This is a genomic window from Synechococcus sp. RedBA-s (assembly GCF_024345495.1).
GTDB lineage: Bacteria > Cyanobacteriota > Cyanobacteriia > PCC-6307 > Cyanobiaceae > Regnicoccus_A.
The window spans coordinates 41,491-54,540 of the sequence record NZ_JAGQBF010000002.1; the positions used below are offsets into that span (position 1 = coordinate 41,491).

The following is a 13,050-nucleotide window of genomic DNA, read 5'->3' on the forward strand; positions in this document are numbered from 1 at the left end:
CCCCGCACACTCCCCGCAACGCCCATGGATCTCGACGCCAGCATGCGCAAGTCGCTGGAAGCCACCCAGCGCACCTTCAACACGATCCGCACCGGGCGGGCCAATCCCTCCCTGCTCGATAAGATCTCCATCGAGTACTACGGCGCTGAAACGCCCCTGCGCTCCCTCGCGAATCTCTCCACCCCCGATTCCCAGACGATTCAGATCCAGCCCTTCGATGGCGGCGCCATGGCGGCGATCGAGAAGGCCATTTCCATGAGTGATTTGGGACTCACCCCCAACAACGATGGCCGACTGATTCGCATCAACATCCCCCCGCTCACCGCTGATCGGCGCAAGGAGTTCTGCAAGCTCGCCTCCCGCTACGCCGAAGATGGCAAGGTGGCCCTGCGCAACATCCGCCGCGACGCCATCGACAGGATCAAAAAGCAGGAGAAGGACGGGGATCTCTCCGAGGATCAGAGTCGCGATGAGCAGGAGAATGTGCAGAAGCTCACCGATCGCTACGTCGTGGAACTGGAGAAAAGCCTGGTGGAGAAGGAAGCCGACATCCTCAAGGTGTGAGCGTGGCCAGCGCTGCCAATGGGCCAGCCTGTGATGCCGATGTGATCGTGGTGGGGGCCGGCGCGGCAGGAGCTTCGACGGCCTATCACCTGGCTGCCCGGGGCTGGCGGGTGAGGCTGCTGGACGCCCGCAGCCTGCCCAGGCCCAAGCCCTGTGGCGGCGGCATGGCCGCCTCCGTGCAGACCCTGTTCCCGTTTGATCTCCGTCCGGCCGTGGATCGGGTGATCACCAAGGTGCGCTTCACCTGGTGCCTGGAGGATCCGGTGATCGCCGAGCTGCCAGGGGAGGCTCCGTTCTGGATCGTGCGCCGCTCCCGCCTGGATCACCTTCTGGCCCGGCAGGCGGTGGCCTGCGGTGCTGATCTGCTCGAAGCCACCGCCGTGGAGCGGATCTCGCGGGAGGGGGAGCAATGGCGGATCCACACCACGACGGGTGGCGCGCTCAGCAGCCGGGCGGTGGTGATCGCCGATGGTGCCCGCTCCAGCTTTGGCCAGGGGCTGGGTCTGGGATCGCCCCAGCCCCGCTACGCCTCGGCTGTGTCGGTGGAGGTGGAGGGTGAGGTGCAGGAGCCTGAGACGGCCCATTTTGAATTCGGTCTGGTGCGCCACGGCTTCAGCTGGGCCTTCCCCCGCCAGGGAGGTCTCAGCATCGGCGTGGGCAGCTTCATCGGCCGCGAACCGCTGGAGGCCGAGGCGATTCTGGCGCGCCTGTTGCCCAGCTTCGGGCTGCCGCCGGACAGCGGTGAGCGGCGGATCTCTCCCCTGCGGGTCTGGGACGGGCATCACCGGCTTCACCATGACGGTGGTGCCGTGGTGGTGGGGGATGCGGCCTCGCTTGTGGATCCCTTTCTGGCGGAAGGACTGCGCCCCGCCCTGCTCAGCGGCACCCGGGCCGCTGAAGCCCTCGACCGCTGGCTGGGCGGTGAAGCCAGGGCTCTGGCGGGCTACAGCGAAGCCATGCGGCTGGAGTGGGGCCAGTCGATGGCCTGGGGACGGCGCATCGCCCAGGTGTTCTACCGCCTGCCCCGGGTGGGGTATCAACTGGGGGTGAAGCGGCCCACCGCCCCACGGCGCATCGCCCAGATCCTCTCAGGGGAACTGGGCTATGGCGACATCGCCCAGCGGGTGATCCGCCGGCTGATGTTCAACCGTGGGTCGAGCTAGCGCAGAAGTGGTTGAGCTAGCGCAGGCAATCCTTGAGCTGGCGCAGGCGTTGATCGATCGAACTGAGCAGTTCAATAGCGAACATCGGTGATTCCTGAATGGCAAAGAGGAACTTCTCGCGGTTCATCACCAGGATCGTGCAGGGACTGATGGCCGTGGCATTGCCATAGCGGCGGTGATCAGAGGTCACCAGAGCGCCGGCGCCGAAGACATCACCTTCCTTGATCTGCTCGTGGCCGGCCTCTCCATTCCAGCTGAGCTGGACGCTGCCCTGGAGCAAGCCGAACATGCAGTCTCCGGATTCGCCGGCCTTGAAGATCGGATCACCCGGGGCAAATTCACGCACCTCGCCCTGGGTGGCCAGGGCGCGCAGGGTGTCGAGGGCATTCATGGATCAGGCCAATGGCAATGGTGGGTTCAGGCCGCGGTGGCAGCCAGGGCCAGGGGGGCACCCAGGCCGCCCCGCACGTCCTCGGGCACGAGCCTGCCGTCGTGGTCGGTGTCGAGGGCATCAAAGACCGCATCACTGCCCAGCCACTCCTCGCGGGTGATGCAGCCGTCGCCATCCATGTCGTTGAGCAGGAAGATCTCCTGGGCGGCATGGGCGAAGGCGGCCTCGCCCTCCAGCTCGGCGAGACGGTGGGCCAACTGGGCCTCCAGGGTTTCGATCGCCTTGCTGAAGCCGCGAATGCCCTCATCGAGCTTTTCACTGGCCATGCGATCAGCCGCCATGGCAGTGATGTAACTGGAACTATCGAGGCTGAACTGGGCCTCGGTGGCAGCCGGGTTGAGGGGGTCGAGCTTGCGCGGCAGGGGAGCTTCCGTGTGGCGCAGCTGATCAAGCAGCTTGGGTGAAATCGTGAGCAGGTCGCAACCGGCCAGTTCGATGATCTCCTCGATGTTGCGGAAGCTGGCTCCCATCACTTCAGTGCGGTAGCCGTAGGTTTTGTAGTAGTTGAAGATCTTGGTGACGGAGATCACGCCGGGATCTTCAGGGCCGGGATAGTGATCACGGCCAGTGTCATTTTTGTACCAATCGAGAATGCGACCCACAAAAGGTGAAATCAAGGTGACACCCGCTTCGGCGCAGGCCACCGCCTGGGTGAAGCTGAACAGCAGGGTGAGATTGCAGTGGATGCCCTCCTTCTCCAGGGCCTCTGCGGCCTTGATGCCCTCCCAGGTGGAGGCCATCTTGATCAGCACCCGCTCCTTGCCGATGCCGGCTTCGGCATAGAGACCAATCAGCTTTCGGGCCTTCTCGATCGTGGCCTCGGTGTCGTAGCTGAGCCTGGCGTCCACCTCGGTGGACACCCGACCGGGGACGATCTGGAGAATCTCCTTGCCGAAGGTGACACAGATTTCATCGAGGGCTTCGAGCACCACCGCTTCAGCCGGTGCGTCGGCCCCGATCACCTGGCGGGAGGCTGTCAGCGATTCATCGATCAGCCCCTGGTAGAGGGGAATCTGGGCGGCCGCCAGGATCAGCGAAGGGTTGGTGGTGGCGTCACGGGGGGTGAACTGCTTGATCGCTTCCAGTTCACCGGTGTCAGCGACGACCACCGTGATGGCAGCGAGTTGATCGAGCAGGTTGGACATGTCCCCGGGCATCGGCGATTGGGCTGAGGCTAGCCAGGCCCCGCTGGACCCACCGAAGGCGTTTTCAACCCCGCACCGTTGGCGCGCTGGCCGGCTTCCTGCCGGTGCTGGGGGGCACCTTCTCCAGCACCAGCAGGGCCTCGATGATCTCCTTGGCCACCGGCACCGCCACGGTGGAGCCGTAGGCATTCCCCCCCTGGGGCTCATCCACCACCACCAGCACCACGTAGCGGGGGTCATCGATCGGCAGGTGGGCCACGAAGCTGGTGATCCGCGCCCCAGGGATGTAGACACCATTGAGGGCTTTCTGGGCGGTGCCCGTTTTACCGCCGATGCGGTAGCCGGGTACCTGGACGCCCTTGCCACTGCCCTTCTCCACCACCGTTTCGAGCCAGGCCATCACCTGCTGGGTGACGGCGGGTTGCAACAGCTGCAGACCGTTGGCGGCCGGTTCTGGGGCCAGGCTGTCACCGGAGCGCAGGCCACGGGTGATGTGGGGGCTCACCAGGCGCCCGCCATTGGCCAGCATGGCGTGCAGCTGCAGCAACTTGAGCGGGGTCAGGGAGAAGCCCTGGCCGAAGGCCGCGGTGGCCGGCTCAATCGGCTGGGTGGTGAACTGCTCGCGGGTCTTGAGCTCGCCCGCCACAGCTCCGGGAAGGTCCGTGTCAGGGATGGTGTCGATGCCGATGCGGCGCATCCACTCCCAGTAGATGGAGGGTTTGAGCTGGCGCATGGCCTGCACCATGCCCACATTGCTCGACACCTGCAGCACGGTGGCGAAATCCAGAATGCCGTTGGCCCGCCGGTCGTGGTTGAAGATCGGCCAGCCGCCGATCGAGAGCTGGCCCACGTCGTTGACGGTGCCATTGGGGTTGATGGCTTTCTCCTGCAGGGCGATCGCCAGGTTGATCGGCTTGAAGGTGGAACCGGGCTCGTAGAGGTCCTGCACCGACCATTCCCGAAACAGGCCGGGGGAGAACTTCCAGAATTTGTTGGGTTCGTAGCTGGGCATGGAGGTGAGCGCCAGCATTTCGCCGTTGCGCACATCCATCACCATGGCCGAGCCACGCTTGGCCTTCCACTGCTTCAGCTGTTTGGCCAGGGCCTGCTGGGCTACCTGCTGCAGGCGGGCGTCGAGGGTGAGCTGCAGGCGCAGATCATCGGTGTAGAGCACCCCGGCCTGGAGACCATCGGGCAGCGGCGTGCCATCAGCGCCACGGCGCAGTTTGCGCACGCTCTCCTGGCGGCGCAGGTCCTTGTCTCGGCTCTGCTCCAGACCCGCCTGGGCCACCCGTTCCAGGTTGAGGAAACCCACCACGTTGGCGAACAGCGACCCCTGGGGGTAGATCCGCTGGGGATAGGGATCCAGGTCAAGGCCGCTGATGCCGAGCTCCCGAAGGCGGTGGGCGGTTTCGGGGTCCAGGTCGGAGGCGAGCTTGACGCCAGTTTTACGGCCATCGATCGTGCGCATCAGATCGGCCGCCGGCACCAGCAGCACTTTGGCGAGCTTGTCGACGGTCTCGGAGCTGCTGCGGATCAAGTTGGGATCGTCCCCGGGGAAATTGAAATAGCGGGGATGGGCCCAGAGGGTGAAACGCTCCTCATCAAGGGCCACCAACCGGCCGTTTCGATCCACGATCGGCCGGCGCTTGCCGGTTGGTTTGGTCTTCTGGGTCTGGATCGCCCGTGCCCGCTGCTGCAGCCGGTCGCCCTCCTTCACCTGCAGCCAGGCCAGCCGACCCGCCAGACCCACCATGGCGAGGCAGAGGGTGAGATACACGGTGAGCAAACGCCCTGCCGGCACCGGTTGCAGCTGGACCACCCTCCGCCGGCTGCTGCGATGATCGGCCACCTCAGTGGGGCTGAATTCGGCCCCATGCAGGCGGATGGGGGGTGAACCGGTGGCGGAGCGTCGCACCACCCTCAGTACCCGGCCCGAACGATCTGGGAGTTGAGGCTGATGCGAGTGAGTTCCACGCCGACCGCCCGGGGATCGAAGGACTGCAGATTGAACGTCTTGGGCTGGATCTTGGCGGTGGTGGGCTTAGGCCGGCTCACAGGAGCCTGGGGGCTGGGGGAGGGCAGGTGGATCAGGCTCTGAAGGCTGGTGGGCACGAGCAGGCCCGGACGGCGGGCGACCGTCAGGTGGTGTTGCTCAAGCACGGCCGTGGATTCCTGCAGGCGGTGTTCCAGCACCTGGGTGGACTCCAGTTGCTCAAAACTGCGGGTCCACTCACCCTGCCAATGCAGGGTGAGGGCGGTGAGCCCCACCATCGACAGGCCAGCGGCCACGAGCAGGCCGTCGGAAACTCTGTGCAGACCCGCCAGCCACGGGGCCTGACGCAGCACGCGCCGGGCGGAAAAGGAGCCCTGGATCAGTTCAAGCGAACGGCGCTTGAAGAAGGGCTGGGGCGATGGAACAGCAACCATCGGGACCTGACGAATCTTCGCAAGTGAACCATGGGGCGCAAGGGGCAGCAAGGCGACGATCAGCGAGCCAGCAAAAGCAGGTTGGTGAAGGTGAGTCCATTCCAGAGGGCGTGGAGCCCCACGCAGGTGCTCAGCCGGCCACTGCTGAGGCGCAGCCAGCCCAGCCCCAGGCCCAGGGTGAACAGGGGCGGGAACTCCCCGAGGCTCAGGTGGGCCAGGCCGAAGACCGCACTGCTGATCAACACAGCGGGCACAGGACCAAGCTCACGGCCCACCACCGGCAGCAGCACCCCGCGGAAGATGGTCTCCTCAAACAGCGGGGCCAACACGATCGCCGTAAAGGCGAAACAGGCCAGGGTCAGGCCGTTTCCGCTGCGCAGCACCAGCTCCAGCAGGGGGTTGCTGCCGCCGACATCGCTCCAGACCAGCTGCTGCAGCCAGCCCACCAGCGACACCAGGGGCAGCACGATCAGCAGAGTCTTCAGCGCCTTACGCAGGGCTGATCCCAGGGGCCGCCAGCGGAACTGCAGCCAGCCCCCCTCCGGAGCCTCTCCTGCCGATCTCAGCAGCCCATAGAGGATCAGCAGCGGCGCCGCCATCAGGCCGAGGTACATGCTGAGCACCGTGACGCCGTCAGCGACGGGCGGCTGGATCACCAGCGCCTTGAGGGCCGCCTGCAGGAGGGGGCTCAGCAGCACCGGGGTGAGCACTTCGCCCAGCAGCACGAAACCGCCAGCGATCAGCAGCACCACATCGATCACCCCCAGGTCAGGGCCGACCAGGGCCGGCAGAGGGGCTTGCTGGCCTCGCCAGCGCCGCCAGCCTTCCCGCAGCAGCAGCAGCAGCCCGGCCAGCAGGGCCAGGGCGGGCAGCAGATTGATGCCCAGCAGCTGCAGCAGGGCCCGCCGCTCGGCGGCCGGCTGGGAGCAGTCGCTGGCGGACGACAGCAGCTGACAGCTGAGCCTGCGCACCAGCGGGTCTTCGAGCATCCCCTGGATCTCGGCGGGCCTGCTGCCGCCCTGGGGCAGCAGCAGCAGCTGCTCGATCAGGTCCCGATCATCGGTGCCAACTAACCGCTGCAATTGCAGTAGTAGGGGGCGGGCAGCAGCCGACTGCCCCTGGCGCAGCTGCAGCAGGGCTCGCTCCAGCAGGCTGATCCTGGCCTCCCGCTCACCGGCACTCCTGGTGGTCGTTGAGGCCGTGGTGCTGTCGCCTCCCTCCTTGGCCTGCTGATCCAGTTCCGCGAGCAGCAGGCCCTCCGGATCAGCTCCCACCAGCAGCGGCTGCAGGGAGAGTGGCACCACCGGGGAAGCCAGGGCACTGAGCTCCAGTTGGCGGCGGGCCAGATCGTTGCCCACCGATGGGCGGTCCAGGCTCTCCAGCAGCCCGTTGAGCCAGAGCAACAGGCTCAGCACCAGGCTGACTATGGCCAGCCCCACTTTCAGCGACCCAGCCCGTCCTCGCCCAGCTGTTGCCACCCCGACTCCTCGCAATGGCCCGATTCTCCCCTGTGCCCGCAGAGCACTGGTGGCGGCGGATGGCCGTGCGTCGGGCTGGGTGTTGCTGAGCCACCTCCCATACGATGGCGGCGCTTCCGGTTTCCAGGCCCGTGCCCCTTCGGCTCCTGCTCGTCCGCCATGGACTCAGCAGCTTCAACACCGAGCGTCGCATTCAGGGCCGGGATGATCTCTCCTCGCTCACTGAGGAGGGTCAGAGCCAGGCCCGTCTCACCGGGGCAGCCCTCGCCGACCTGCACCTCGATGCTGTCTACTGCTCGCCCCTGAGCCGGGCGGCCGCCACCGCCGCCCGGCTGCTGGAGGCCCAGGGGGGCGGCCATCGCGCCCAGCTCGACGACGATCTGCTTGAGGTGGATCTGGCCCCCTGGTGCGGTCTGCTGGGCCCAGAGGTGAAAGAACGTTTCCCCGAGGACTATCGCCTCTGGAGGGAAGCTCCTGATCAGTTGGAACTGGAACGCCCCGATGGCAGTCGCTTCCGGCCGATCCCGGAGCTGATGGATCAGGCCCGCCGCTGGCTGAATCGCCTGGAGCGAGAACACCTCGATCAGTCCGGAAATGGGTTGATCACGGTGCTGGCGGTGGCCCACAGCGCCATCCTGCGCTGCCTGGTGCTGCAGCTGCTGGGGCTCCCCGCCAGCCGCTTTCAAGGACTGCGTCTTGATAACGCCTCCCTTTCGGTGTTCAACCTGCAGCGTCAGGTGGGCGGCGGCGTGCAGGTGCAGATCGAATCGCTCAATGTCATCACTCACCTCGGCGCTGGACTTCCCCCGAAGGGAGCAGGGGCGCGGCTGCTGCTGGTGCGCCACGGCGAAACCGACTGGAACCGCCAGGGCCGTTTCCAGGGGCAGATCGACATCCCCCTCAATGCCAATGGTCTGGCCCAGGCCCATTCAGCGGCCGACTTCCTCAGCGAGGTGCCGATCCAAAAGGCCTTCACCAGCTCGATGGCCCGGCCCCGCCAGACCGCCGAAGCGATCCTCACGGCCCACCCCGGGGTGAGGCTCAGCAGCCAGGAGGGCCTGGTGGAGATCGGCCATGGTCTGTGGGAAGGCTGCCTGGAGGAGGAGATTTCCCAGCAGTGGGGGGAGTTGCTGCAGCAGTGGAAAATTGCCCCCCACACCGTGCAGATGCCTGAAGGAGAAAACCTTCAGCAGGTCTGGGACCGCTCCTTGGCGTGCTGGCGTGCTCTGGCGGAGAGTCTGGAGCCGGTGGAGACCGCCCTGGTGGTGGCCCATGACGCCGTCAACAAGACGATCCTCTGTGCCCTCCTCGGCCTCACTCCGGCCGACATCTGGATGGTCAAGCAGGGCAATGGTGGCGTGAGTGTGATCGACTGGCCGGCGCCGGAGAAAGCCGATCGAGGCCTGCCGGTGGTGACCTGCCTCAACCTCACCACCCACCTGGGTGGCGTGATCGACCGCACCGCCGCCGGCGCCCTCTGATGACGGCCCCGTTGCAGCAGGGTGGCCAGCTGCTCAAGGATGTTCAGCTGCTGCAGGGCCCCCACCAGCCGCTGCTGCGCACGGATGTGCTGCTGGAGCAGGGCGTGATCACGGCCATTGGAGCCAGCGCCTGGGAGGGGGCGGCTCGCCTGGGCCTGGCCCCTCTGGCTGCGGGCTCCTGGCTGCTGGCACCGGCGCTGGTGGATCCCCACAGCGTTCTGGAGGAGCCTGAGGACGGCCGCGCTGAAACCCTCGAGAGCCTGGTGCGCTCAGCCGCAGCGGCCGGCTACGGCACCGTGGCGCTGCTGCCGCGGGCCCGCAACTGGCGTGATCGCCCCGAATGCCTGCGCCTGGCGGCGGCGCCCCCCTTCGAGCTACCCCTGTGGGGCAGCTTCAGCCTCGGCGGCCGCGGCGAGGACCTCTCGGCCCATGCCGACCTGCTGGCCGCCGGTGCCCTCGGCCTGGCGGAGGAGGGGGAGCTGCCGCCGTTGCCGCTGCTGGAGCGGGGGTTGAGCATCGGTGAATGCGCGGATCGCCCTGTGCTGCTGGCCCCCCGCAACGCCAGCCTGGATCACGGCGGCTTCGTGCGCGAGGGGGTGGAGGCCCTACGGGCCGGTTGGCCCCTGGATCCACCCCTGAGCGAAACCATCCCGCTGCAGAACCTGCTGGCCCTGGCGGCCTGCCTGCCCCGGGTGAACCTTTGCCTGGCGAATCTCTCCACCGCCGCGGGTGTGAAGCTGCTGCGTGCGGCCAATCCGGCGCCGATGGCCACGGTCTGCTGGTGGCATCTGGTGGCGGACAGCGGCAGCCTCGATCCGTTGGCTGAAGGCTGGCGGCTGGTGCCTTCCCTGGGCACCCCCGAGGATCGCCGTGCCCTGGTGGCGGCCCTGGCCGACGGGGTGATCAGCGCCGTGGCGGTGCACCATCAGCCCCTCGATCCTGAAGAACAGTTGCTGCCCCTGGATCAACGACGGCCTGGCCTGGCAGGGCACCGCTTCGTGCTGCCGCTGCTCTGGCAGCAACTGGTGCGCGACCAGGGCTGGAGCCCCACGGCGCTCTGGCAGGCCCTCTGCTGGGGACCGGCCCGGCTGTTGGATCTCCAGGAGCCCGAGCTCCGAATTGGCTCCAGGCGCTGGCTGCTGTTCGACCCCGAGATGGAGTGGATCCCCAGCGCCGATGCCTACGCCTCCCGGGCCGCCAACCAGCCCCTGAGGGGCGAGCAGCTCAGGGGACGGGTGCTGGCGACGGGGCTGTTGCCGGAACTTTGGCTGGGGCCCCGCTGAGGGGGTCTGGATCCCCCAGCGGGCCGGTGCGGTTCAGAGGCCAGAAGCGGTAGAAGGCCCGGCCGATGATCTCGCTGCGGGGCAAGAAGGGACCACCGGGCCAGAAGCGACCGTCCCAGCTGTTGGCGCGGTTGTCGCCAAGGGCCAGCACCGCCCCGGGTGGCACCACGGTGTCGAGGGTGCGGCAGGGGCCGATCCCCTGGCTATCGACAGGGCAGAAATTCTGGACGTAGGGCTCGCTGATGGCCTGGCCGTTGATGCTGACGTGCCCGCGGGGGTCCACCACCACCCGGTCGCCGGGGACCGCCACCACCCGTTTGATGTAGGCATCGCAGGCGGGCTCCTGCAGCCCAGGGATTGAGCCGATCACCGGAAGGTTCACCAGCAGGCAGCCCAGGGGGTTGGATCTGCGATTGGCCTGCAGAGCTGGATCGAAGTGGAAGGGGGAGTGGAAGACCACGATTTCTCCCCGCCGGGGGGCGCGGCTGCGAAGGCTGATTTTTTCCACCAGCAGCCTGTCCTGGATCTGCAGGCCGGGCAACATCGAGCCCGAGGGGATGAAGCGAGCCTCCAGCAGAAACTGACGGATGCCCAGGGCCACCCCGAGGGTGAGCAGCACGCTGCGCCAGAAGGCCCAGGAACTCTCCTGTCCCTGGCTGGAGCGATCCTGCGGCTGGGGCCCCTTCTCCGGAGCGGGATCAGGAGCCCCCGCTGGCGTGGTCGGTGTTGGGGAGTCCTCGGCGCTCAATGCACACCTGCTGGAGCCGGCCACCTTAGAGCTCTGGAGCGGAGGGAACCCCCTGCCTACCCTGGGGCGATCGACGCTGTTCTCCATGGTCCGGCCGCGCTGGCATCTGAGGTCCTCGGCAGACGCGTTCCGCCTCGGGCATCGCTGGGATCAGTTCGTCGCCCTCTGGGCCAGCTTCAACCTGCTCTGGGTGTGCTTCGACATCACCTACGTGCCCCTGCGCACGTTCTGGCTGCAGCGCAACCTCTATCCACTGCCCTCGGCACCGCTGGTGCTGCGTCTCAGCTTCCTGCCCAACATCACGCCGTACTACGACCGGGTCAAGGGAATCGAGGCCCACCGGGAGACCCAGGCCTACCTGGAGGCCTTCGATGAGATGGACCGCGCCCTGCTGGCGGGATCCACAGCCAGCGACCTGCGCCAACGTCAGGTGGCGCTCACCGATCAGATGATCGATGACAACCCTTTCCTTGCCTCGGGTGGCTCCGGCACGCTGGAGAAGATCAAGAACCGGCTGCGCGAGCACGCCGACCAGGATTCGGCCAAACAGTCCGTTCAACAGCTCCTGGGCGACGATTGGTTGCGCCGCCAGCCCTGGAGCGAGGAGCGCCGCTTCTGGCAGCAGCAGCTTCTGCCTCTGGTGGCCACCAACTACTGGCGCTCGATCGATGAGAACGGCCGTCCCACCGACAATTTCTGGCGCTTTGATCTGATCCTCTTCCAAAGCGTTTTCCTGGCGGACATCCTGCTGCGGGCGGCACGGCTGCGCCGCCGCCTGCCGGGCCTGAGCTGGGGGGATGCCCTGCTGCGCCGCTGGACCGATCTGCCACTGCTGATGCCGTTCTGGCGCTTGCTGCGCCTGATCCCTGTGGTGGAGCGGCTTCAGACCAGTGGCCTGGTGAACATGGAGCCCCTGCGAGCCGTGATCAGCCGGGCTGTGGTGGCCCTCCTGGCGGTGGAGCTGTTCGAGGTGCTGGCCCTGCAGCTCATGGACGGGGCCCAGGGGTTGATCCGCTCGCCCCAGTGGTCCCAGCGGATTCGCCGCTTGCGCAGCCATCAGAGCGTTTCGATCAACGACGAGCAGGAGCTGGTGGAGCTGCTGCGGATCTGGGGTCCACTGCTGCTCAGTGATGTGGGTCCTCGGCTCGCGCCCCAGCTGCAGGCTGTCCTGGCCCATGCCCTGCAGCAATCGCTCCAGTCGATGGCGGTGCCGCCGGGGCTGCGCCAGTTGCAACTGCTGCTGCAGGTGGAGCAGCAACTGACCCAGCAACTGGCCGCCGGCATGGTCGAGAGCGTGATGGAGCTCTCGCGGGGCGCCGGCTCCAGGCTGCAGCGAAAGGACAATCGCCAGATCGACCTATTGCGCGACTGCGTCGATCGCTTCTGGGACGAGCTGGCGGAAGCCCTTGAGCGCGGTCCGGTGCTGGAGCGCAGCCAGCAGCTGATCTGCGCCCTGCTGGAGGAACTCAAGCTCACCTACCTGGCCCAGATCAACCGCACAGGCATCGATGCCCTGATCCGGGAGCTGGATCAGCTCACGGTGCCGCCGGCAGCAGAGGCTTCAGGGCCTGCCGCCACGCCTCCGGATCAAAGCCCGTGAGCACCGCCACGCCCTCAGCCAGCAGCAGGGGTCGGCGGATCAGGCGACCATCAGCGGCCAGGGCCGTGATCGCCTCAGCTGCAGACATGGCCTTCACCTGAGCCGCACCGAGGGCGCGGTAGCTGGCACCACTGGTGTTGAACAGCCGCCTGGGATTCACCAGGCTGGCCCAGACCTGCTCCAGCTGCTCCCGGGATGGGGGGGACACGGTGATGTCAACGAGATCAACCTCCAGACCCTCAGCAGCCAGCCACTGGAGGGCGGAGCGACAGGTGGAGCATTTCGCGTAGCTGTAAAGGAGCGGCCGACCTCCGGCGGAGGAGGAGCCGGCCGGGCTCACTTCCGGCCGACCAGCGATTTAAGGGCACCCACCAGGCTGTTGGAGCCCTTGCCCACGGCGGCGTCAGGCCGGGTGCGAATGGTGACGTCGCCGTTGACGCTGGTGCGGCAGCTGAGGCGGAAGTTGGCAGGGCGATCCGAGAGGTAGACCTGCTCGACATCGCTGCGGGGCGAGAGGTTCTTGGCACCTTCGAGCACTTCGACAACACAGGTGCCGCACTGGCCCAGGCCGCCGCAATTGTTGAAGTTGTTCAGACCCTTGTAGGGATTGATGCCGGCATCAAGGGCCGCCTGGCGAAGGTTGGCCCCCTCGATGCAACCAACCTTCTGGTCTTCATTATCGAAGCGGATGGTGGGCACGGGTCGCA

At 66.9% G+C, this 13,050-nt stretch carries 13 protein-coding genes; 5 read left to right on the forward strand and 8 right to left on the reverse strand.

Annotation, left to right across the window (positions count from 1 at the left end; genetic code table 11):
* Positions 1 to 24: 24 nt before the first annotated feature.
* Positions 25 to 564 (forward strand): ribosome recycling factor, encoded by a 540-nt coding sequence (frr, locus tag KBY67_RS01110; RefSeq protein ID WP_255107716.1) that lies wholly within the window; start codon positions 25 to 27, stop codon positions 562 to 564.
* A 2-nt stretch (positions 565 to 566) separates the two neighbouring features.
* Positions 567 to 1,727: a geranylgeranyl reductase family protein gene (locus KBY67_RS01115; protein ID WP_255107718.1), complete on the forward strand. Its 1,161-nt coding sequence runs from the start codon at positions 567 to 569 to the stop codon at positions 1,725 to 1,727.
* Between the two features lie 16 nt (positions 1,728 to 1,743).
* On the opposite strand, the gene KBY67_RS01120 is transcribed toward KBY67_RS01115, so the two are convergent.
* The 5 genes from KBY67_RS01120 to KBY67_RS01140 all read right to left on the reverse strand — a co-directional run bounded on the left by KBY67_RS01120 (position 1,744) and on the right by KBY67_RS01140 (position 7,168).
* Positions 1,744 to 2,118: a Crp/Fnr family transcriptional regulator gene (locus KBY67_RS01120; protein ID WP_255107721.1), complete on the reverse strand. Its 375-nt coding sequence runs from the start codon at positions 2,116 to 2,118 to the stop codon at positions 1,744 to 1,746.
* 26 nt (positions 2,119 to 2,144) lie between these two features.
* Entirely contained in the window at positions 2,145 to 3,323 is a 1,179-nt protein-coding gene (locus KBY67_RS01125) for a transaldolase (protein ID WP_255107722.1), read from the reverse strand.
* Between the two features lie 64 nt (positions 3,324 to 3,387).
* A complete protein-coding gene (locus tag KBY67_RS01130) occupies positions 3,388 to 5,211 on the reverse strand; it encodes a peptidoglycan D,D-transpeptidase FtsI family protein (RefSeq protein WP_399213685.1) in 1,824 nt (607 codons plus the stop codon).
* Between the two features lie 35 nt (positions 5,212 to 5,246).
* Positions 5,247 to 5,753: a hypothetical protein gene (locus KBY67_RS01135; protein WP_255107726.1), complete on the reverse strand. Its 507-nt coding sequence runs from the start codon at positions 5,751 to 5,753 to the stop codon at positions 5,247 to 5,249.
* Between the two features lie 59 nt (positions 5,754 to 5,812).
* A complete protein-coding gene (locus KBY67_RS01140) occupies positions 5,813 to 7,168 on the reverse strand; it encodes a CPBP family intramembrane glutamic endopeptidase (RefSeq protein ID WP_255107728.1) in 1,356 nt (451 codons plus the stop codon).
* 194 nt (positions 7,169 to 7,362) lie between these two features.
* On the opposite strand from KBY67_RS01140, the gene KBY67_RS01145 reads away from it, so the two are divergent.
* Both KBY67_RS01145 and KBY67_RS01150 read left to right on the forward strand, forming a co-directional pair.
* Positions 7,363 to 8,712 (forward strand): histidine phosphatase family protein, encoded by a 1,350-nt coding sequence (locus KBY67_RS01145; RefSeq protein ID WP_255107731.1) that lies wholly within the window; start codon positions 7,363 to 7,365, stop codon positions 8,710 to 8,712.
* Entirely contained in the window at positions 8,712 to 9,995 is a 1,284-nt protein-coding gene (locus KBY67_RS01150) for a dihydroorotase (RefSeq protein ID WP_255107733.1), read from the forward strand. Before KBY67_RS01145 ends, KBY67_RS01150 begins: the two co-directional genes overlap by 1 nt.
* Here the strand turns inward: KBY67_RS01150 and lepB are convergent.
* Positions 9,937 to 10,614, reverse strand: coding sequence for a signal peptidase I (lepB, locus tag KBY67_RS01155; RefSeq protein ID WP_255107735.1), 678 nt, complete (start codon positions 10,612 to 10,614; stop codon positions 9,937 to 9,939). The genes KBY67_RS01150 and lepB overlap by 59 nt on opposite strands.
* Before the next feature lie 214 nt (positions 10,615 to 10,828).
* Here lepB and KBY67_RS01160 point away from each other — a divergent pair, with 214 nt between their 5' ends.
* Positions 10,829 to 12,343 (forward strand): hypothetical protein, encoded by a 1,515-nt coding sequence (locus KBY67_RS01160; RefSeq protein ID WP_255107930.1) that lies wholly within the window; start codon positions 10,829 to 10,831, stop codon positions 12,341 to 12,343.
* Here the strand turns inward: KBY67_RS01160 and KBY67_RS01165 are convergent.
* Together KBY67_RS01165 and KBY67_RS01170 are read right to left on the reverse strand one after the other, a co-directional pair.
* Entirely contained in the window at positions 12,279 to 12,683 is a 405-nt protein-coding gene (locus tag KBY67_RS01165) for a Spx/MgsR family RNA polymerase-binding regulatory protein (RefSeq protein WP_255107737.1), read from the reverse strand. The genes KBY67_RS01160 and KBY67_RS01165 overlap by 65 nt on opposite strands.
* Entirely contained in the window at positions 12,680 to 13,042 is a 363-nt protein-coding gene (locus KBY67_RS01170) for a 2Fe-2S iron-sulfur cluster-binding protein (protein WP_255107932.1), read from the reverse strand. The genes KBY67_RS01165 and KBY67_RS01170 overlap by 4 nt, the downstream gene beginning before the upstream one ends.
* Positions 13,043 to 13,050: the final 8 nt, after the last annotated feature.